The organism is Bdellovibrionales bacterium (assembly GCA_041662785.1).
Lineage (GTDB): Bacteria > Pseudomonadota > Alphaproteobacteria > UBA9219 > UBA9219 > UBA8914.
Genome location: JBAZRW010000007.1, coordinates 1 through 21,318, shown reverse-complemented (window position 1 = coordinate 21,318; position 21,318 = coordinate 1). Strand labels below are relative to the sequence as shown.

The window sequence follows — 21,318 nt, the reverse complement described above, 5'->3', positions numbered from 1 at the left end:
TCAGAGTTCAGAGTTCAGAGTTCAGAGTTCAGAGTAAGAAGTGTTGGCTGACACTTTCCCTTAGCGTCATGCCCGCGAAGGCGGGCGTCCAGGGGGTTCAACACTTAAGTTTATCGCCCAGTTCTCTGGATCCCCGCCTTCACGGGGATGACGAAGGGGGGGGCTAGCCCCTGAACTCTGACCCCTTTTTTAACAACCATTATGGAGGAAAACATGACAACACCAAATTTGGACATGCCGTATCTGGTCGCTTCACAGGCGCAAAAGGAAATCACGCACAACGAAGCGATCAGCGATCTGGACGTGATGGCGCAACTATCGGTTATCAGCAGGGTGATCAATGCGCCGCCTGCTTCACCCGCAGACGGCGCGGCCTATATCGTCGGGCCTTCGCCCACGGGCGCATGGGAAGGCAAGGCTGGGCAAGTCGCCCTTTATTTCTCTGGCTGGCGATTTAAAGCGCCCAAAGCTGGATGGCTCGCCTTCTCGCAGGCCGATGGCAAGTTCTATGCCTACAACGGCAGCGCATGGGCTTTATTGGGGGGGTATGTGTGATGAAATTCGAAGTGCATGACGGGATCATTCGCGGTCTGCCGCTTGCGGTGCTGATCACGATTTTGGTGCAGGGCTCTGGCGCGATCTGGTGGGTGTCGGCGCAGGCGCGGGACAAGGCCTTTATCGAGCAGCGGGTCGAGCGGCTGGAGGGCAGCGTAGCCAAAGTGGACGATGCTTCGGGGATGGTCTTGCAACGCCTCGCGCGGATCGAGGAACGGGTCGCCGCCCAGACCGTCCTTCTTGAGCGGATCGAAAAACGGATCGGGGAGAAGTAGGGGTTATTTTCTAACTCATTTTTATAAGGAGCGATTATGGAAGGTCTTGGAGAGACGACAGGCAGGGCGCTGGGCGCGATGCCGTGGATGGCGCGGCGCATTAACGAGGTTGGGCTTACGCTGATCAAAAACTATGAAGGCCTGCATTTGAAGGCTTACCGTTGTCCCAAAGGCTTGTGGACGATTGGCTATGGCCACACGCGCACGACGTATCCGACCATGGTGATTGATGAGGCCGAAGCTAACCGCCTTTTGCTAGAGGATTTGAACGTGTTCGAACGCGCCGTTGCGCGGCTTGTCAAAGTGCCTCTTGAGGATAACGAGTTTGCCGCGTTGGTGAGTTTTGTCTTTAACGTCGGTGTTGCAGCGTTTGATGGATCGACGCTTTTGAAGTTGCTTAATCGCGGTTGGTACGAGCAAGTCCCCGCGCAGCTAAACCGGTGGGTGCATTGCAATGGCGAGGAACTGGGCGGCCTTGCCCGCCGCCGCGCTGCCGAAGGGGCGTTATGGCGAAAGCGTTAGCATTCAGGATTCAGCATTCAGGATTCAGCATTTAGCTATCTTCCCTAAATGCTGAATCCTGAATGCTGAATGCTTTTTTTAAACAAACGGAGGCACACGATGTGGCAAGCTCTTATTACACCGATTTTTTCTTTACTTGATAAGTTGATTCCCGATGAAAAGGCGCGGGCCGAGGCCAAGCTGCAGCTTATGCAGCAAGAGGGGCAGCAAGCCTTGCAAGAGATACAGGCGCAACTGTCGCCCATTTTGGCCGAGGCGCAAAGCACCGACCCGTGGACAAGCCGCGCACGGCCTTCGTTCATGTACGTGATTTACGTCCTGTTGCTGGCCTCGCTGCCGATGGGCGTGCTGTTTGCTTTTGAGCCCGAAGTTGCCAAAAGCGTGACAGAGGGCTTTAAGGCGTGGCTGCAGGCCCTGCCAGAACCCATTATCAATCTGTTTGGCATGGGGTATTTGGGCTATACCGGTGCCAGAAGCTTTGAAAAATGGAAGGGGCCGGAGAAGAAATAAGGGCTCTTTTTTTGATTCTCAACTTGTGGTTAATGCTTTAGGATGCCAGAATCGTCGGGGTTTCCCCTTAACTGATCCAACCGCTGTTTTCTTTGCCATGGGCAATCCTATCGCAAGTCTTATTGAAAATCCCGTGCTACAGGCGCGGTTGCTTCGCGTGCGTATCGCGGCGTTGGGGCTTGCCCGTGATTATTGGAAGGATCCGAAGCCGCGCGGTAAAGCGCAGGGGGGGCTCTTTTCTTTCTTGGACAAGAAGGGGCTGTTTTCGCGCAAGGCCTCGACGCCCGCCAAGCCTGTTTCGCGTACCGCTGATATTGCCGACTTTGTCGTTCCACCCGCTCAGGACGGTATGGCCGGCGCGGAAACAACGGAGGAAATCCGTGATTGGATGGCGGATCGCATTCAAGTTATGGAAGTGATGTGGGGTGCGGGAAGCTCTTTTCCTGGGGGCGCTGCCTATATCGACGCTTTGGCCTCGCCGTTGGGGTTGAATGATGAAGCGAGCGTTTTGGATCTGGGGGCGGGTCTTGGCGATATGGCGCGTAAGTTGGCCGAGGATTATAAGTGCTATGTGACGGGCTTAGAGGCGAACCAAACCCTTGCGCAGCGTGGGATGATCATGTCGATTGCCGCCGCGAAAAGCAAGAAAGCGCCTGTTACGTTTTATGATCCTGCCGAGTATAGCGCGACCCGTAAATATGATTGCATTATTGCGCGCGAAGTTTTTTGCCGTGTCGTCGGCAAGGAAAAGTTCTTCAAGGCGGTCGATGCCAGTTTAAAGAATGGCGGAGGGCAGATTGTTTTTACCGACTTTGTTCTTAACCCCTCTATGCGGGAGAAGCCCGCTATCGTGAAGTGGTTGGAACGCGAGAAGGCGATGGCGCCTTTAACGCAGTTGGAATTGATCAAAACATGGAAGGGCATGGGCTATGATCTGCGCATCGCCGAGGATCAGACGGCCCTTTACAAGAATAATATTCTGGCAGGTCTTGTTGATCTGGTTCCCTATATGAGAACCAACGTGCCGGATGTGGATACAAAGCGCACTGTGGTGCGTGAGGTTGATTTTTGGTCGCGCCGCCTCGCGGCGCTTGGGCATGGGCTGAAATACTATCGTTTTTATGGCATTAAGTATTAAGGCAAAGCCTCAATTATGTTATCTTGGGCTGCAAATGTCGTTTTTCTGCGCTTCCGGTGCTCACGTACTTTAACGTACGCTGCGCTCCGGTTCTCGAAAATCACCATTTTCGCCGCAAGCTAACATAATTGAGGCCTTGCCTCAGCCCCCACAATTATTCTTCATTCAGGATTCGGCTTTCGGGGGCTTTTGTGCTATAGCGAACCCCTTGTTTTAGCAGTCCGAATAAGAAGGTTAGAAAAAATGACGGCAGGAATGACGGGTGGGGTGAGTGGCTCCGTAGCGGGTGGTTTGGCGGGCGGTGATGCCGCTTTGCAAAAAGCGCTGAGCGGAAGCGTTGAGGCTTTGGCTGCTGCGCAGAAAGAAGACGGCCACTGGGTTTATCCGTTGGAAGCCGATGCGACGATTCCGGCGGAATACATTTTACTGGATCATTTTCTGGGGCGGCTGACGTCCGATCAAAAAGCCTTGCATAAGCGGATGGCGACTTACCTGCGCGATATTCAAGAAGAGCATGGCGGATGGCCTTTGTTCCATCGCGGCGCGTTTGATATGAGCGCAAGCGTCAAGGCCTATTACGCTTTGAAATGCACAGGCGAGGATATCTATGCGGGCCACATGATCAACGCTCGCCGCACGATTTTGGCGCATGGCGGCGCGGCGAAGAGTAACGTTTTCACGCGCATTCAGATGGCCCTTTTCGGCGCGGTTCCGTGGAAGGCCGTTCCCGTGATGCCTGTCGAGATTATGCTGCTGCCGCGCTGGTTCCCTTTTCATTTGGACAAGATTGCCTATTGGTCGCGCACCGTGATCGTGCCTTTGCTCGTTTTGTGCGCCCTCAAGCCGCTGGCGAAGAATCCGGACGGCATTACGATTGACGAGCTTTTCGTGACGCCGCCCCAAAGCGTCAAAAATTGGCAGTCAAATCCTTCGGGCTCTTTTTTAGTGCCTGTTTTTCGCGTTGTGGATGCGCTGTTGCGGTTGGTCGAGCCGTTCTTTCCCAAAGGCTTGCGCCAAAAAGCAATTGATAAGGCGACCGCGTGGGTAAAGACGCGGGCGAACGGTGTTGATGGGCTTGGCGCAATATACCCCGCCATGGCGAATTCTGTTATGATGTGGGACAGGCTGGGCGTTGATCATAATGACCCTTTGTTTGCGCAGGCTCTTAAGGCGATTGATTTGATGGTGATCGATGACGGTAAGCGCCGCGCCTATTGCCAGCCTTGTTTTTCGCCCGTGTGGGATACGGCACTGGCGGCGCATGCGGTGCAGGAAGCGGGACTTGATAAGGCGATAGCGATCAAGGCGTGCGATTGGCTGGTGGGGAAGCAAGTGCTGGATGTCGTCGGGGATTGGGCCTCATGGCGTCCTAACGTGAGGGCTGGCGGTTGGGCTTTTCAGTACAATAATGCGTATTATCCCGATCTGGACGATACCGCCGTTGTCGTGATGGCGATGGATCGCCTTGACCATGATCGCTATCGCGCCGTGATTGATCGCGCTGTGGAGTGGGTGCTGGGCCTTCAATCAAAGAATGGCGGCTGGGGCGCGTTCGATGCCGACAATACATATTATTATTTGAACCATATTCCGTTTGCCGATCATGGCGCTTTGCTAGATCCGCCCAGCGCAGACGTTTCGGCGCGATGCCTGTCGATGCTGGGCCAACTGGGTTATAAAAAGGATCATCCGGCGGTGGCCTCCGCGATTGCCTATTTGCGCGGCGATCAAGAGCCAGAAGGCTGCTGGTTTGGCCGTTGGGGCACGAATTATATTTACGGCACATGGTCGGTTTTGTGTGCCCTGAACGCGATTGGCATTGATCATCAGGATCCTATGGTTCGCCGCGCGGTCGCGTGGCTTTTGGCGCGGCAGCAAGCCGATGGCGGTTGGGGCGAAAGCGGCGCAAGCTATTACGCGGGCACGCCGAAGGGCGAGGGCGCCCCGTCCACACCTGCGCAGACCGCGTGGGCTTTGCTCGCGCTTATGGCAGCGGGCGAGGTGGATCATCAGGCCGTGGCGCAGGGTGTGGCGCATTTGGCCTCAACGCAAAAGGACGATGGAACGTGGGCAGAGGATTATTATACCGCTGTCGGGTTCCCGCGCGTGTTTTACCTAAGCTATCACGGGTATAAGGCGTACTTCCCCGCGTGGGCGCTTGCGCGGTATCGCAACTTGAAGCAGGGCAACGTTAGCCCTGTTATGGTGGGGATGTAGGCAGCCATGATCGGAATCTTGTGCGGCATGAAGAGCGAGGCGGTGATCGCGGACAAGATCCCTGACGTGATGGTGGGGTGTAGTGGCGCGCGGCATGATCGTGCCAAAGCTCTTGTAAGCCACATGATCGATCAAGGCGCGCAGCGGCTTATCAGCTTTGGCCTGTGCGGCGCGGTCAGTCCCGATTTGGTCGCGGGCGATTTGCTGTTTGGCACAAGCGTGATGGCGCTTGGCGATGCGTGGGAGGCCGATGGCGCGGCGTATCAATCCTTGGTTGACAAGCTTCCTCGCGCCTTATGCGTTTCGTTTTGGGGCGGCGATCGGATCGCGGCGCGGGCGCAGGATAAGGCGATGATCTATCGCCGCACCGCGTGCATGGCCGTGGATATGGAAAGCCATATTGTTGCGCGTCAAGCGCATGAGGCTGGAATCCCGTTCAATGTTATTCGCGCGGTCAGTGACCCCTTTGATATGGATTTACCGCCTGCGGCCTTGTTGCCGCTCACCGCCGAGGGCGGCGTGGATACAAGCGCCGTGTGGCAATCGATCAAGAAAACGCCCGCGCAGTTGTTCGATCTAACGCGCCTTGGCTACAATACGTTTTTGGCGATGCGCTCTTTACGCTTTGCTGTTACAGCTTTGAAGGAGGTGTATCATGAGCCTGCAAGCAACCGTTAAACGTATGACTGCGCCCGCGTTCACGGCGCGTAAGGGCGGCGAGAAGCTGGTGTGCCTGACCGCCTATAACGCGTGGATGGCGCGTCTTTTGGATGAGCATGTCGATATGCTGCTTATTGGCGATTCCATGGGCATGGTGCAGATGGGCTATAAAAGCACGCTGCCCGTGGTGTTGGAGGATGTCATTAAAGGTGGCCGCGCTGTTGTCGAAAACTCGGTTAAGGCTTTGGTTGTCGTCGATATGCCTTTTGGTTCTTATCAAACATCGCCGCAAGTTGCGTTTGAGGCGTGTGCCCGCGTGATGAAGGAGACAGGCTGCGGCGCGGTGAAGCTGGAAGGCGGCGTTGAGATGGCCGAGACGGTAGCCTTTCTGGCACAGCGCGGCATCCCCGTGATGGGCCATGTCGGCCTTACGCCCCAATCCGTCAACGTACTGGGGGGCTATGGCGCTCGTGGGCGTAAAGACGTCGAGCGCAAAAAGATTATGGACGACGCGATGGCGATCACAGCGGCGGGCGCTTTCTCGCTGGTGATTGAGGCGGTGGAAGAGCCGTTGGCGCGTAAGATCACGCGGGGCGTCGCCATCCCCACTATCGGCATTGGTGGCTCCCCCGATTGCGATGGGCAGATTCTGGTGGCCGAGGATATGCTGGGTTTGCTGGGCGAAAGCGGGCCGAAGCCGAAGTTCGTGAAGCAGTACGCGCATTTGGCCAAAGAGGTCAGCAAGGCCGCCGCGACCTATGCCAAGGAAGTGCGCGGCGGCGCGTTCCCCGACCGCGACCTTCATTGCTATCCGCAGGTCAAGAAAAAAGCGGGGATATAAAAACTTCCCCCGCCCTTTGTTAGCCGATAATCAGCAGTTTTAGGGTTTGGGGAAGAAAGCGTAGATTTTTTCGCTCAAAATTAGGGCATTGGCCATCGAAATTGGCATCCTTGCAAGAGAGCGGTTTGCCCTTGGAGACAATACGGGTTGTCGCTTTGCCAGAGGGCGCTAAGCGGATCACGACTGTCCTTAGTATGCCTTCGTCCGTTTCCAAATGTTTATCCCTCTTGGTGCGTATGCCGTTGCCAAAACCCGCGCAGACGGGAGGGGGGAGGACATCATTGTAAGTTAGGTAATTTGCCGCGCGAAAAACAAGCGAAGGGCGAACAACATGGGCGCACTTTTGGCAAGAAACGGGCTTCGTCACTTGATCGGCGGTTTGTGGCATAGCGGCTGTCATAAGAGTCCCTCCTTTTTCTGATCACAATGAATCTGAACAGATAAGTGTGGCTATAGTGGGACATAATTGGGGCATGTTTTTTGTCCCTTTTAGAAAAAGGTTACTGCTTTCACGACTTATTTTACTGTTTTAACTTGCGAAAAAAATATCCCCTTTTTCAGTCGTGAGATTTATCGTCGAACCCTTAATTTCCATGATGCTACCCGCCGTCACTGCGAGGAGCCTTGAAAAGGCGACGCGGCAGTCCATCTCCTGAACATTGCAACAGGGATGATGGTGAAATGTTCAGGAGATGGATCGCCACGGGGGCTTCCGTCTTCGCTGCTTCGCAGCTACGCCGGACAAGACGCCCCCTCGCGATGACGGAAATGGGTGGGTGTCCATAGGTTCATTAGTATGATTCGACTATATGGATATCTGTCGTCAAGAAAAAGGCGGGGAAGTAAAAACGTCGCCCGCCCTTTTTATTTTGATTTGCAAAAGAGGTTACCGCTTCCCGTCGCACCCGCAGCTGCAGCAGCAAGCGCCGTGGCCGTCACAGCTATCGTCCGAGGCAGCGCTGCCATCGTCCGTGATCGTGCGGGCTTTGCCCGTGGCAATCGCGTCCATGGTTTCCTGCACATGCTGGGAAAAGACGTACTCGGCGGGGCGTTGGTTCGTGGTGTCTAGCTCTGGCGCCATCGGGCCTTCGGTACGCGGGCCGCGCAACGCGACGATCAGGGATTTGAGCGGGTTTTGCAGGGCGTCTTGCGCTGCCGTCGGCTCATACCCACAATGTACCATGCAGTCCGCGCATTTTTCATAGCGGCCAGTGCCGTATTGATCCCACGGCGTCGTGTCCATCAGTTCTTTGAAGGTTTTGACGAAGCCCTCGCCGATTAGGTAGCACGGTTTTTGCCAGCCAAAGATATTATAGGTCGGTGTTCCCCACGGTGTGCATTCATAGGTCTGGTTGCCGCATAGATAGTCAAGGAACAGCGAGGATTGCGTAAAGCGCCACTTGGGCAGGCCTTGTTTGCGGCGGGCGCGGCCAATGCGGAAAATCTCGCGGAACAGGTTCTTCGTCGCTGTGCGGTTAAGGAAGTGCTGTTGATCCGCCGCGCGTTCATAGGCATAGCCCGGGGAAAGCATGACGCCATGAAGGCCGATTTCCATCATATGGTCAAAGAAATTGGCCATGCGTTCGGGCGAGGCGTTGTTGAACAGCGTCGAGTTGATGTTGACGCGAAAGCCTTTGGATAGCGCCAGCTTGATCGCGCGTTCGGCGATCTCATAAACGCCATCGCGGTTGACCGAGCGGTTGTGGTCGTCGTTGCCGCCGTCCAGATGGACAGAGAGGGTCAGGTAGGGGGAGGGCTTGTATTCGCCGATCTTCTTTTCAAGGAGCAGCGCGTTGGTGCAAAGATAGATGTGCCGTTTTTGCGCGATCAGGCCTTCGACAATCGCGGGCATGTCACGGTGAACCAACGGCTCACCACCCGGAATGGAAACGATAGGTGCGCCGCACTCCGCCGCCGCCGCAAGACAGTCCGAAACCGAAAGGCGTTGATTGAGGATTTCTGCCGGATAATCGACCTTGCCGCAGCCTGGGCATGAGAGGTTGCAGCGGAACAAAGGCTCCAGCATCAGAACGAGCGGATAGCGCTTGTTACCACTCAACTTTTGCTTGAGGATATAAAGGGCGACATCAAATTGTTGGCGAAGGGGTACGGACACGGGCACTTTCCTTTTTTAACGGGTTTTAGTTTATTCGGCCTCTGTTTCTTCTTCCACACCACCTTCTTTGGTGAGCGAAAGGGGAAGGCGGAAATGGACGTTTTCTTCGACGCCCGGATGGACGGCAACTTCGGTGACAGGGGCGATTTCTTTGATGCGGTCGATCAACCCTTCGATCAAATCTTCGGGGGCTGAGGCTCCCGCCGTGATGCCGACGACGTTTTTGTCCTTGATCCATGCTGGATCAAGCTGCGAGGCGTCTTCAATTAAATAGGCCGGAACGCCCACTTCTTCGGCGCGTTCGCGCAGGCGCGAGGAGTTTGAGCTGTTATGCGCCCCGATCACAAGGACGACATCGACGTGCTTGGCCAGTTCACGCACCGCGCCTTGGCGGTTTTGCGTGGCATAGCAAATGTCGCGGATCGTTGGGCCGACAATGTTCGGGAAACGCGCTTTCAGCGCGTCAATCACGGCCTTGGTGTCATCGACGCTCAACGTCGTTTGCGTGATATAGGCAAGCTTGTCGGGGCTTGTGACGTTAAGCGTGGCCACATCCTCGACGGTTGAAATCAGATGGACGTTTGCGGGGATGCGCCCCAGCGTGCCTTCAATCTCTGGATGGCCTTCATGGCCAACCATGATAATCTCAAAGCCTGTGCGGGCGTAGCGCTGGCCTTCGGTATGAACCTTGGACACAAGCGGGCAAGTCGCATCGATCACGGTAAGGCCGCGTTCTTTGGCGTGCTTTTCAACGCCTTCCGAAACGCCGTGAGCGCTAAAGATGATGACTGCGCCTTCGGGGACTTCGTCCGTTTCCTCGACAAACACGACGCCTTTGGCCGCTAAGCGGTTGACGACATGGCGGTTATGAACGATTTCGTGCCGCACATAAATGGGGGGGCCGAACTTCGCCAAAGAGAGCTCAACGATTTCAATTGCGCGTTCAACGCCTGCGCAAATGCCGCGAGGCTGCGCCAAAAGTACTTTCATGGGGTCATCCTTTATGGTCTGTCAGCCGCCGAATGTAGTGAGCTTGCCCCTCAAAGTAAAGGTTGGGCACAATTTATTGATATTAATAGGAAAATCACGATAATCGGGTCTATAGGCTTATATGGAAAAAGGTTGGGGTGAAGGGCCTCTTTGCGGTATAATGAACGACAGTTAATGGGATCTGTTTTGTTCTTCGTTTTTATGGTGGCGCGTTGTGACGCGCTTTTGCGAAGGGAGGGGAACGGCCATGGACAATTATCATAGCTTTGGTGAGGAGGATCTCTATGAAGGCCTATTCTCATCGGAGGGTGGGCCAGTGTTCGCGCATAGGCTCTTTTCGGCTTTAATGTCTCCTGATGAAAAGGAGCTTGATAAGGTCGTTGACGAGATGGAGCGGATGGCTGATCGCAGGAAGAAGATGCGTGCCGCGTTGTCGGACGATATCCGGTATGAGGTCAAGGAGCTTCGTGCTTTCCGGACGTATTATGGTCGCCGTCAAGGCGATTATACCCCCGAACAGCGAGAAATGATCCATGCCTATGACAACAACTGGACGGAAGACATTGTCAGGCGATTGCTAGGGCGCAAGACGGAACCCCTTGAAGAGGAAACGCCAGCGTTGAACGCGGGGTAATACCAACGGCTATAATGAATAACACATGGACGAACAAACCCCCTTTCGTCATCCCGCTGAAAAGCGGGATCCAGCGCGCGGCGTCTGCCGCGCGTATGACTCATATGCGCCGTGGACACGGCGCACTGGATACCGGCTTTCGCCGGTATGACGCTAAAGGAAAAAGCTTGCCATAAGAGTCAGTCTTTAGGCCGTTAGTATAAGAGGCGTGTCGCCCTTGAGAGGGAAAGAGGGTATCCTTTCTCCTATGTTTGATTCGTTGTTTGAAAATTCTTTAGAATTGTCCATCGTGATGCCGTGCCTGAACGAGGCGCGGACGCTTCCTGCTTGCCTTGCAAAAGCCCACGGTTTTCTGGCGCAACAGGGCGTGCGCGGCGAGATTATCGTGGCCGATAATGGCAGTCAGGACGGATCGGTGGCATTGGCGCAAGGGGCTGGTGCGCGGGTCATCTGCGTGGCTGGGCGCGGCTATGGCGCGGCCTTGGCGGGCGGAATTGCAGCGGCGCGGGGACGCTTTGTTATTATGGCCGACGCGGACGATAGTTATGATTTCGACGCGATTATGCCGCTGTTGGAGGCTTTGCGTTCCGGCACACAGCTGGTCGTTGGCAACAGGTTTAAGGGCGGGATTAAGGCGGGTGCGATGCCTCGCTTGAACCGCTGGCTTGGCAATCCTGTCCTTAGCTTTATCGGGCGGCTGTTTTTTAAAATACCTTTGGGGGATTTTCATTGTGGGCTGCGCGGGTTTGATCGCGAAGCGATCCGAACCCTCGACCTCAAAACAGTTGGTATGGAATATGCCAGCGAGATGATCGTGAGGGCTTCTTTGCATGGCCTGACGATAGCCGAGGTTCCCGTGACGCTTTATCCTGATGGCAGGGATAGAAAGCCTCACTTGCATCCGTGGCGCGATGGCTGGCGGCATTTGCGCTTTCTGCTGCTGTACTCGCCGCGTTGGCTGTATTTGTATTCAGGTCTTGCGCTGATTGTTGCGGGGCTGCTGATTGCCGCGCTCCTTTTACCGGGGCCAATGATGATTGCGGACGGTGTGGGCCTTGACGTGCACACGCTGCTGGTCGGCGCGATGAGCATCCTTGTCGGCGTGCAGACGATCACGTTCGGCGTGCTGGCACGGGCCTATGCGCATCGCAACGGCATTCTGCCGGATCGCTCGCGCTATGACCGGCTGCTGATGGATTTAAAACTAGAGCATCTGTTGGGGCTGTCGGGTGTCTTGCTGGCGATTGGCGTTGGCGCAGCGCTGTGGGCGGCGCATCGCTGGTCGGCGGTTAACTTTGGCGCTTTGGATTACCGTGATGCCATGCGCGTTTTAATTGTGGCTGTTACCTGCATCGTCGCTAGCTTGCAGCTAGGCTTTTCAGCCTTTCTGCTGGGCGTGATGGAAATCAAACACAAATAGAAATTACGATTCAACCGCGTTGAACTGGCGTTCCAGATTGCTAAAGCGCGTGAACTGACCATCGAAGTGCAAGGGCACTGTTCCGATGGGGCCGTGGCGCTGTTTGGCGATCAGGACTTCGGCGATGTTGCGGACTTCCTCACCGCGCTCCATCCAGCGCTGATAGCGCGTGTTGAACTTTTCTTCGCCTTCGTCGGCGCGGCGAGCGGGCTCGCTACGCGCGTGGTAGTATTCCTCGCGGTACACGAACATGACGACGTCGGCGTCTTGCTCGATGGAGCCTGACTCGCGCAAATCCGATAGCTGCGGGTGTTTGTCCTCACGCGATTCAACGGCTCTTGAAAGCTGTGAGAGCGCCAGAACGGGCACTTCCAGCTCTTTGGCAAGGCCTTTAAGACCGCGCGTGATTTCTGAGACTTCTTGCACGCGGTTGTCGCTGCCTTTCGCCATGCCGTGAAGCAGTTGAAGGTAGTCGATGACGATAAGGCCCAGCGCGGGGACAAGGCGCTTCAGGCGGCGGGCGCGGGTGCGTAGCGCCGCAACGGTCAGACCCGGTGTGTCGTCGATATAAAGCGGCGCGCGAGAGAGGAACTTGGTGGCCTCAAGAAACTTGTTGAAGTCGTCTTGCTTGATCTCCCCGCGCCGGATTTTGTCGGACGGCACGCTGGAATAGTCGCCTAGCAAGCGGGTGGAGAGTTGCTCGCTGGACATTTCAAGCGAGAAAAACGCGACGGCGGAGCCTTCCTTGCCGCTGCTGTCATGATGCGCCTTCGCCGCGTTAATCGCGATGTTGGTGGCCAGCGCCGTTTTACCCATGGAGGGGCGTCCGGCAAGGATGATGAGGTCGGATTTTTGAAAGCCGCCCAGCTTGCGATCCATATCGCGTAGACCTGTAGTGACGCCTGTCACATGGCTGTCGCGCTTAAAGGCTTCGTCAGCAAGGCGCAGCGAAACGGTCAGCGACTTTTCCAGTTTAACAAAGCCGCGATCAAGCTCGCCCGTTTGCGCCAGCTCAAACAAACTGTGTTCGGCGCGTTCGATTTGCTTGGGCGCGGTGTCTTCAAGGTTTTGCTGGAACGCGTCGTTGACAATGTCTTCGCCCAGCGTGATCAGCTGGCGGCGAAGGTGTAGGTCGTGGATCAGCTGCGCGTAGTCTTGCGCGTTGATGACCGAGATAATGCTGGCCGCTAGATCGCCCAGATAATGCGCCCCGCCGACGTTGGCAAGGGCAGGGTCATTTTCAAACAAACCACGCAGCGTTTTGGGATCGGCGATTTGACCGCGCTGGATCAGCGTCGCGATGGCATCAAAGATGCGCTGGTGAACAGGGTCATAGAATTGATCAGGAGCCAAAAGCTCACCGACCTTTTCATAGACGTTGTTGTTGACAAGGATCGCGCCCAAAAGGGCTTGTTCAGCCTCGATATTATGGGGCAGGGCGCGTGGTTGAGTCATGTCCGTCGAAACAGAGCGCAAAGCGGGAAGAGAGGTGATGGTGTCGTTCATGGCCATTGTCATAGCAAAGGTTTAACCGTCCGCCTAAACGAAAAAAAGCTTGTGGATAAATGACCTGTGGATAACGGGGATAAAACCCTACCCATAATCTCGCCTCGGCTTTGGCTTTTTGACGATCCGAGATTCTGAATAGGGTTTAGGCCCTAAACTTTCTATCCCACAACCCCCGCCGTTTCGGCGCGGATTTTTTGGCGTAAAAGGTCGATGGGGATCAGCTTGCCGCCCTCGGCTTCAAAACACCAGAACGTCCAGCCGTTGCAGGCGGGAAGGCCTTGGACTGTTGCCCCGACTTTGTGGATGGAGCCGCGCACTTCCTCGCCTGTGGCGATAGAGGCGATCAGTGTCGCGTCGGACTTCACGCGCGCGCGGTAGCGGTTGCGTTCGTCAAACAAGGTGTCGCCTGCGTTCAGAAGCCCGCGCTCTAGCACCGCGCCAAAGGGCACGCGTGGCTCATCGCGCTTGGCGTTGGTGATAAGGAACTCGGCCTGTGGTGCGGCGGGGATTTCCGCGATGCGCTTTTCGGCATACTTGGCATAGCGCGGGTCGCGCTCTAGCCCAATAAAGTTGCGCTCCAGTTTCTTGGCCACCGCGCCCGTCGTGCCGCTGCCAAAGAAGGGATCAAGGATCACGTCGCCCACTTTGGTGGAAGAGGTAATCACGCGGTATAAAAGCGATTCCGGCTTTTGCGTGGGATGCAGTTTCTCGCCCTCATCATCGCGGCGGCGTTCATGGCCGGAGCAGATGGGCAGGTTCCAATCACTGCGCATTTGCTTTTCGTCGTTCATGTTCTTCATCGCTTCATAGTTGAAGCAGGGCTTGGCGGTTTGCGATTTTGCTGCCCAGATCAGCGTTTCATGCGCGTTGGTAAAGCGCTTGCCGCGAAAGTTCGGCATGGGGTTTGTCTTGCACCAAATGATGTCGTTCAAAATCCAGAAGCCCAGATTCTGCAAGATTGCGCCGACGCGGAAAATGTTGTGATAGCTGCCGATGACCCATAGAGCGCCATCGGGTTTTAAAAGGCGTTTGGCTTCTTTCAGCCAGTCATAGGTGAAGCGGTCGTATTCGGCAAAGTCGCTGAACTTGTCCCACTCGTCATCGCACGCATCGACCAGAGAATGATCGGGGCGGTGCAGCTCTCCACCCAGTTGCAGAAAGTACGGCGGATCCGCAAATACCGCGTCAAGGCAACCATCCGGCAGCCCGCGCATAAGCTCAATACACTCGCCGAGCAAGATTTTGTTCAGCGGCAGAGCGACGATGGAGGGTTCGATTTTGCTTTTCGCAACCTTTTTCACCGCGCCCTTTTTGGCGGGCGGCGCTTTTGTTCCACAAGCTTTTGAAACGGTCTTGGGATGGCGTTTTATTTTTGTGTCCTTACCAATAGTCATTGGTTGTCCAAACCGTCATTTCTTGGCCGTCATACCGGCGAAGGCCGGTATCCAGTGCGCCGTGTCCACGGCGCGTATGAGTCATAAGCGCGGCAGACGCCGCGCGCTGGATCCCGCTTTTCAGCGGGATGACGATTGTGGTTAAGCGACAATCGCCAATTTCATTCGATGGTAAGAGTTATCCACAAATGCCCCCGATGGCAAGCGAAAACTGACCCAAAGAGTCATTGGAATCATTTGTTTAGCAATTTTGCCGCTGCCACAGGCGCGAAGGAGCCGCGATGCCAGATGGTGACGCCGTGGGTTTGCAGCGCGGCCAGATGCGCCGCCGTGCCATAGCCCGCGTTGTGCTCCCAGCCATAGGCGGGATGTGCCAGCGCCAATTCCTTCATCAGGCGATCACGCGTGACCTTGGCGATGATCGAGGCCGTCGCGATGGACAGGCTCTTGCTGTCGCCCTTGATGATCGTTGTGGCGGGGCAGGGTAGGTCTTTGGGCAGCTTGTTGCCATCGATCAGTGCATGGTCGGGCGCTTGGGACAGGCCGCGCACCGCCCGCGTCATGGCCAGAAGCGAGGCGTGCAGGATGTTGAGGTTGTCAATCTCCTCCACACTTGCCTGCGCGACGGCATAGGTGCAAAGGGTGGTGAGCGCGGGGAACAAAGCCTCGCGCTGTTTTTCGGACAGCTTCTTGCTGTCGTTTATTTTACACGCGATCTCAGGCGGCAAACCTTGGGTAGGCAGGATTGCCGCCGCCGCGACAACGGGGCCAGCAAGGGGGCCTCGGCCAACCTCATCCACGCCGCAGATGATTTTGCCCAAGGATAGGCCATGTAGTGTTTCGTGTGTTAGGTCGGGCATTTGGTCCCTAGCGAAGAAAGAAACAAACGGGATCCCCGCTTTCGCGGGGATGACAGTAGAGGCATTCTATTCCAACACCTTACCGTCACTCCCGCGAAAGCGAGAGTCCCGTTTTCTTTTATTGATTTGTCTACAAATATCTTTGGCACAACCCTTGCAACGTAGAAGGGGCGGGGAGATGTTTCAATAACTAAATGAGTTCCACCTTGGTTAACAACGCAAATAATATCAGCATGATAGCGCAGTCCGGCTCGGTGGCCCCGACCGGCAAAGCCCGTGTTGTGGCCGCGATTAAGGCCGCAAGTGCCAAGTCGGGGGTCGATTTTGCCTACCTTTTGAATAAGGCCTCGCAAGAGAGCGATTTGAACCCTACAGCCAAAGCGGGGAGCAGCTCGGCCACAGGCCTCTACCAGTTTATCGATCAAACGTGGCTGAAGACGGTCAAAGCCAGCGGCGACAAGTATGGCCTTGGCGACATAGCCGCTAAAATTACCGTTGGCGCGGACGGCACGGCGCGGGTGGCTAATGCCGCCGATAAAAAGGCGATCCTTGCGCTTCGCACGAATCCTGAAGTTGCCGCGAACATGGCGGCTGAACTCGCCAACATCAATAAAGAGGCTTTGGAGAAAAAAGTCGGTGGTAAGATTGGCTCCACCGAAATGTATATGGCGCATTTTCTGGGCAGCGGTGGGGCGAGCACGTTCCTCAACGCCATGAAGGAAAATCCCAGTGCCAGCGCGGCGGATTTACTCCCACAAGCGGCGGCGGCGAATAGGTCCGTGTTTTACGATTCTGAAACGGGCAAGCCGCGCAGCGTATCCCAGATTTACGCAAAGTTTGCCGCCAAGTTTGATAAGGCTCCCGCTGTTAGTTCTGTGGCGGTGGCCTCGGCTCAGCCCACTTATAACGCGACGGTTCAAGCGCAGGCTGATGTCGATACCGCCACCAACATCACGATGGCCAGTCTGGGGACGAGCGTAAGCGGCCTTAAGGCTGGCGGCGTTTCTCTTCATCCCGCTACAACGACCTCGCCCTTCGCGACAATGGTGCTGGCGCAGATGGATATGGAGACGATGGGGCTGGATGCGATGGATAAAGTGCGCCGCCTTGACGGAAGCGATGACGAGAGCCGTAGAAAATCCGTCCTGACCACGTTGGCGCAGGCGGTCTAATCCCTAGGTGCGGCAGCGCGAGCCAAACGGTCGTTGATAGCTACGCCCAGCCCCTCCATGGGGATGGGCATGACGGCGATGCCCTTATATGGCTCACGATCCACAATCCGTAACATCGAAAACAAATTGGCCGCCGCCTCATCCAAATTACCGCGAGGGCTAAGGTTGATGCGGTACGCGCCGCTATGCACAAACAAATCGGGGCCAAAGGTCACAAAGGCCTCATCGTCGTTCGCGCACAAAGCATTCAGACGAAGCGGCAGGCGCGGCGCATAGTGGCTTGATAGCATGCCCGGACTTTGGGGCGCGTCCGTTATGGCTTTGGCCTCCTGCACCTCGCCCAGCAAAGCTATCAGGGATTCTTTGGTAACGCATCCGGGACGCAGAATGGTAGGGACAGCCGATGTCAGATCCAAAACGGTGGATTCTAGGCCGACAAGCGTAGGGCCGCCATCAAGGATCATATCCACCTTGTCGCCAAGTGAATCCAGAACATGTTCGGCTGTTGTGGGACTAAGCTTGCCAGAGGCGTTGGCGCTGGGCGCGGCGATGGGGTAGCCAGAGCGGTTGATCAGTTCTTGCGCGATGGCGTGGTTGGGGCTGCGCACCGCAATGGTGTCCCCCTTGCCACTGACAGAAGGGGCAATGGGTGATCCCGCAGCGCGGCGCAAGACAAACGTGAGCGGCCCTGGCCAGAAAATCTTGGCCAGCAAGCGCGCACGATCATTCCATTCCACATAGGGAAGGAGGTCAGTATTTTTCGTCACATGGACGATCAGCGGGTTGAAGGAGGGGCGGCCTTTGGCTTCAAAAATAGAGGCGACAGCTTTTTCATTGGTGGCATCCGCACCAAGACCGTAAACGGTTTCCGTGGGAAAGGCGACAAGCCCCCCCTCTTGAATAAGGAGGGCAGCTTTGGCCAAGTTTTTCTCGTTGATGGGCTGGATAGTCATTATACAGGTCGCATTCTCTTTATTCACGAGGGGCCGTAAAGGCGCATTAAATCATGGAACCATTTGATTTTCCAGTTTTTCCTTCTTTTTTAATTTCGCATGACAGACGCGCCTAGGATCGATATTCTGCGCGCCATGGCTCGTGCTTTATCTTTCGTCTTCAAACTACTGGCGTTTTTGTTCCTCCTTCTCTTGCTGGCGGCGGTGGGGCTGGCGTGGCGTTTTATTGCTGATCCCGTCACGACGACAAGATTAACGCCTTATATAGAAAGTGTTTTTGAACGCCTTATTCCTCATACGACGGCCAAAGTTGGGGCCTCGACGCTGCAATGGGATGAAAAGAATCTGACATTAACCTTAACCTGTGAAGACGTTCAGTTGAATAATAAGGAAGGGGTTCCTGTCCTTTCTTTTCCTAAAACCAGTTTAAAGATGTCCCTTGGCCATTATTTGCGGGGCCGCATTTTGCCAAGTGAGTTTACGGCTGACCGCGCTCATTTTTGGTTGGTGCGAGGACTGGATGGCGTCCTTTCTTTTGGAACCGCGCAAGATGACGATGGGGTGGGGCGAACGGATCGTTCGGCGGCCAGCGTTCTTTCTTTTCTTCAGAACATTGCCGACGAAGTTTCGAATGATCGATTGCAACACAAGATTGCCATTAAAGATGTCGTTTTGTCCCTTCATGACCTCAAGACAACGCAAAAATGGGATATGATGATTCCAGAAATCACGCTGGATCATGATCACCAAGAAACGAAGGCGAAGGCCTCCATCCTTGTGTCCGAAAAAGACCGCACCTCGGCGGTTCAGCTGACTTATGGTTTTGACTATAAGGAAAAGCAGCATCAAGTCATTTTAGCCTTTCAAGACATTCGGTTGTCGTCCTTTGTATCGTTTGATCCCTTGCTGGCCCCCTTAAAAGGCGCCGAGTTCCCTGTGTCGGGGAGCCTTGTGATCAAGACGGATCGCGATCTGGCTATTGCGGAAGCTAACGCCAAAATCACGGGCGGTGCGGGGACTCTTGTTTATCCTGATCTGTGGGAGAAACCGCGCTCGTTGCAGCACTTTGTGTTTGAGGCGGCCTATGACAGGAAGAAGGAAGGCCTGACGGTTCCCCGCGCGGAAATCGATTTCGGAGGGCCTAAGCTCTTTTTGACGGCACAGGCCGAAGCGCCATCGCCTAAGAATGCGCTAGAGGCTTTGTGGAACTCGCGCAAAAAGCAAAACAATAGCTTCTCGGCAACGGTCATGCTTGATGACGTTCCGATGGATCAGTTTGGCTCTTTGTGGCCTAAATCTGTGATTCCTGATGCGTATCTTTGGATGACCGCCAATATGAGCAAGGGCGTTTTTACGCATGGCGAAGTGACGGTCAAGGGTATGGCCAAGCTTGATGATTTGGAAAATGTCGTCTTGGAGTCAGGCGGTGGTTTTATCGACGCTAAGGATGGTCGCATCACTTATCTTGAGGGCATGCCTGCGGTTGATGAGGCCCTCGCCCATGCAACGTTTGATCTTGATCATATGGACGTTCAGATTCTGGCGGGTCATACAGGGCCGATCAAGCTGTTGCCCTTTACGATTGTGATGGATCATTTTCAGGAGGACATACAGACCATCACTATTCCGGCCAAGATTCAGGGGCCGATTAGCAATGTGCTGACGCTTTTGGACTCGCCGCCTCTTGGTTATGCGAAGGAAGTCGGCCTTGATCCCAAGGACAGTGTCGGGACGGTTGAGGGTGTTTTGACGCTTCAAATGCCGATGTTGGACTCGCTCCTTTTAAAAGATGTCGAGGTTAAGGCCAATGCCGCGCTACAGGGCTTTGGAGCGCAGAAACTTGTTTCTGGCATTATTCTCTCGCAAGGCAATCTTGATCTTGATGTCACCAAAGATGGCTTTGGGCTTAAAGGCGGGATTGCGCTCAACAAGGTTCCGGCCAAGGTGGAATGGAAAAGCAATTTCCACAGCGACGGCAAGAAGCCGCTCAATGAAGCGGTCGTCACGGCGAGCTTGAAGAATGATCAATGGGACGCTTTTTACGGCCTTGGCAATCTGGTCAAGGTACAAGGCGAGACGCCCGTTATGATTAACTATCAAAACATCCAAAAAGGGCTGTCCAAGATTCAAGGCAAGGTTTCCCTGACGCCCGCCGCGGTGCAAATTAAGTCTATCGCGTGGCAAAAATCGGCTGGCGCAGCGGCTCAATTTTCCTTTGCGCTGGATTTGGAAGAGGGCAAAAATCTTGCGTTCAAATCCATTGATTTGCAAGGCACGGGCATTCGGGTCAAAGGAACGGCGTCGCTGGATGCTGCGACGAGCCAACTTGTTTCTTTTGATGCGATCCCGTTCATCGTTGGGCGCAGCAACGCAAGCGTGCATTATGATAGCCCCGTGGATCCTTCTTTGCCTTTGACGATCAAGGTGGCTGGCGAGGCCTTTGATATCAGCGGTTTTACCAGCGATAAAGAAAACGCCCCCCTTGTAAAACGCCCCAAGAATTATGATCTGAAAGTTACCAAGCTCTATACGAGCGAAAAGGGCTTTATGGCCAGCCTGTCGGGTCATGCACAACGTGATCAAGAGGGCTGGCGTGATATTGATTTGTGGGGCGTCGCGCAAGGCAGCACGCCTGTTCACCTTCGCCTCGAGCAAAAAGACGGACGCGCTCTTTTTAAATTCAAAAGCGATAATTTTGGCATGGCGCTTATGGGGCTTGGCTTTAGCGATGGCGTGAAGGGTGGAGAGATTGAGATTAATGGCGAGGGAAGCGCTGACGCGCCTCGTGCGGTCGATGGAAAAATTAAAATCAGTTCCTTTACCGTTTCCGACCTTCCTGTTTTAGCGCGCCTCCTTAGTGCTGTGTCGCCTTTTGGCTTTGTGGATTTGATTACGGGCGACGCCAGCTTTGATCATTTGCTTGGCCATTTTCACTGGCATGGGGATCAAGTCGATTTGCGCGATGTCCGTGCGGCGGGTTCTGTGGTCGGCATTAATTTGGACGGCAGAGTCAATATGGACGCCAGCGAAGCTAACCTAAACGGGACGCTTGTGCCCTTTAGTTTTATGAACAGCATCATCGGCTATATCCCTTTGCTGGGCGATGTGATTACGGGCGGCAGTGGACAAGGCGTGATTGCGGCTTCTTTTACGGTGAAAGGACCTCTGTCTAATATGGATGTCAGCGTTAACCCCATCTCCTTGTTGACACCCGGCATCTTGCGTAACATTTTCTTTTCGGGGGATGAAGAGCAAGGGGCCAAAACCGAAGAGATCAAGAAGCCTTAAGGCTTTTATACCAACGACCCTATGAAATGACTCTCGTAGGAAGAAAACAAACGGGCCCCGCTGGAGCCTGCCCCGTACTTGATACGGGGCGGGGGTGACGGTTATGGGTTGAAACCAAACGTTAACCCCGTCATTCCCGCGAAAGCGGGAATCCCGTTTTCTTTTTAGGCATAATGATCAAAAGGTGTGGGTAGATTCACGATTTTGAGAGCAAAAAGCTGATCATTTTTCTCCGCCGATCCTTCTTCAATCCTCGATGTATTT

19 protein-coding genes are annotated in these 21,318 nt (G+C 54.9%); 12 read left to right on the top strand and 7 right to left on the bottom strand.

Features of this window, described 5'->3' with window-relative positions; translation table 11 throughout:
- Positions 1-213: 213 nt before the first annotated feature.
- The 8 genes from WC612_06240 (at position 214) to panB (ending at position 6,718) form a co-directional block, all read left to right on the top strand.
- Positions 214-555 carry a DUF2793 domain-containing protein gene (locus tag WC612_06240; GenBank protein ID MFA6280374.1) on the top strand — a complete coding sequence of 114 codons (342 nt, stop codon included), beginning with the start codon at positions 214-216 and terminating at the stop codon, positions 553-555.
- Positions 555-830, top strand: a complete 276-nt coding sequence (locus WC612_06235) for a hypothetical protein (GenBank protein ID MFA6280373.1) — start codon at positions 555-557, stop codon at positions 828-830. The genes WC612_06240 and WC612_06235 overlap by 1 nt, the downstream gene beginning before the upstream one ends.
- A 36-nt stretch (positions 831-866) precedes the next feature.
- Positions 867-1,352 (top strand): lysozyme, encoded by a 486-nt coding sequence (locus WC612_06230; protein MFA6280372.1) that lies wholly within the window; start codon positions 867-869, stop codon positions 1,350-1,352.
- A gap of 99 nt (positions 1,353-1,451) precedes the next feature.
- A complete protein-coding gene (locus WC612_06225) occupies positions 1,452-1,862 on the top strand; it encodes a holin family protein (GenBank protein ID MFA6280371.1) in 411 nt (136 codons plus the stop codon).
- A gap of 97 nt (positions 1,863-1,959) precedes the next feature.
- Positions 1,960-3,000, top strand: a complete 1,041-nt coding sequence (locus WC612_06220) for a methyltransferase domain-containing protein (protein MFA6280370.1) — start codon at positions 1,960-1,962, stop codon at positions 2,998-3,000.
- A gap of 243 nt (positions 3,001-3,243) precedes the next feature.
- Entirely contained in the window at positions 3,244-5,217 is a 1,974-nt protein-coding gene (shc, locus tag WC612_06215) for a squalene--hopene cyclase (protein MFA6280369.1), read from the top strand.
- Between the two features lie 6 nt (positions 5,218-5,223).
- Complete coding sequence (locus tag WC612_06210; protein MFA6280368.1) at positions 5,224-5,895, top strand: hypothetical protein; 672 nt, start codon at positions 5,224-5,226, stop codon at positions 5,893-5,895.
- Positions 5,873-6,718, top strand: coding sequence for a 3-methyl-2-oxobutanoate hydroxymethyltransferase (gene panB / locus WC612_06205; GenBank protein MFA6280367.1), 846 nt, complete (start codon positions 5,873-5,875; stop codon positions 6,716-6,718). Before WC612_06210 ends, panB begins: the two co-directional genes overlap by 23 nt.
- A 19-nt stretch (positions 6,719-6,737) precedes the next feature.
- On the opposite strand, the gene WC612_06200 is transcribed toward panB, so the two are convergent.
- From WC612_06200 to ispH, 3 genes are all read right to left on the bottom strand, one after another.
- Positions 6,738-7,118 carry a hypothetical protein gene (locus WC612_06200; GenBank protein ID MFA6280366.1) on the bottom strand — a complete coding sequence of 127 codons (381 nt, stop codon included), beginning with the start codon at positions 7,116-7,118 and terminating at the stop codon, positions 6,738-6,740.
- Between the two features lie 486 nt (positions 7,119-7,604).
- A complete protein-coding gene (gene hpnH / locus WC612_06195; protein MFA6280365.1) occupies positions 7,605-8,834 on the bottom strand; it encodes an adenosyl-hopene transferase HpnH in 1,230 nt (409 codons plus the stop codon).
- A 30-nt stretch (positions 8,835-8,864) separates the two neighbouring features.
- Positions 8,865-9,824, bottom strand: a complete 960-nt coding sequence (gene ispH, locus WC612_06190; GenBank protein MFA6280364.1) for a 4-hydroxy-3-methylbut-2-enyl diphosphate reductase — start codon at positions 9,822-9,824, stop codon at positions 8,865-8,867.
- A 247-nt stretch (positions 9,825-10,071) separates the two neighbouring features.
- Between ispH and WC612_06185 the strand changes: the two genes are divergently transcribed.
- Both WC612_06185 and WC612_06180 read left to right on the top strand, forming a co-directional pair.
- Positions 10,072-10,458 carry a hypothetical protein gene (locus WC612_06185; GenBank protein ID MFA6280363.1) on the top strand — a complete coding sequence of 129 codons (387 nt, stop codon included), beginning with the start codon at positions 10,072-10,074 and terminating at the stop codon, positions 10,456-10,458.
- Between the two features lie 247 nt (positions 10,459-10,705).
- Complete coding sequence (locus WC612_06180; protein ID MFA6280362.1) at positions 10,706-11,878, top strand: glycosyltransferase family 2 protein; 1,173 nt, start codon at positions 10,706-10,708, stop codon at positions 11,876-11,878.
- 3 nt (positions 11,879-11,881) lie between these two features.
- Here WC612_06180 and WC612_06175 read toward each other — a convergent pair whose 3' ends face one another.
- From WC612_06175 to WC612_06165, 3 genes are all read right to left on the bottom strand, one after another.
- Positions 11,882-13,384 carry a replicative DNA helicase gene (locus WC612_06175; protein ID MFA6280361.1) on the bottom strand — a complete coding sequence of 501 codons (1,503 nt, stop codon included), beginning with the start codon at positions 13,382-13,384 and terminating at the stop codon, positions 11,882-11,884.
- A gap of 161 nt (positions 13,385-13,545) precedes the next feature.
- Positions 13,546-14,781 (bottom strand): DNA methyltransferase, encoded by a 1,236-nt coding sequence (locus WC612_06170; GenBank protein MFA6280360.1) that lies wholly within the window; start codon positions 14,779-14,781, stop codon positions 13,546-13,548.
- A 233-nt stretch (positions 14,782-15,014) separates the two neighbouring features.
- Complete coding sequence (locus WC612_06165; GenBank protein MFA6280359.1) at positions 15,015-15,641, bottom strand: ribonuclease HII; 627 nt, start codon at positions 15,639-15,641, stop codon at positions 15,015-15,017.
- A gap of 206 nt (positions 15,642-15,847) precedes the next feature.
- Between WC612_06165 and WC612_06160 the strand changes: the two genes are divergently transcribed.
- Positions 15,848-16,813, top strand: coding sequence for a transglycosylase SLT domain-containing protein (locus tag WC612_06160; protein ID MFA6280358.1), 966 nt, complete (start codon positions 15,848-15,850; stop codon positions 16,811-16,813).
- Here the strand turns inward: WC612_06160 and WC612_06155 are convergent.
- Positions 16,810-17,766, bottom strand: coding sequence for an L-threonylcarbamoyladenylate synthase (locus tag WC612_06155; GenBank protein ID MFA6280357.1), 957 nt, complete (start codon positions 17,764-17,766; stop codon positions 16,810-16,812). The two genes, WC612_06160 and WC612_06155, sit on opposite strands and share 4 nt — an antisense overlap.
- Positions 17,767-17,865: 99 nt before the next feature.
- Between WC612_06155 and WC612_06150 the strand changes: the two genes are divergently transcribed.
- Positions 17,866-21,054, top strand: coding sequence for an AsmA-like C-terminal domain-containing protein (locus tag WC612_06150; protein ID MFA6280356.1), 3,189 nt, complete (start codon positions 17,866-17,868; stop codon positions 21,052-21,054).
- Positions 21,055-21,318 lie beyond the last annotated feature (264 nt).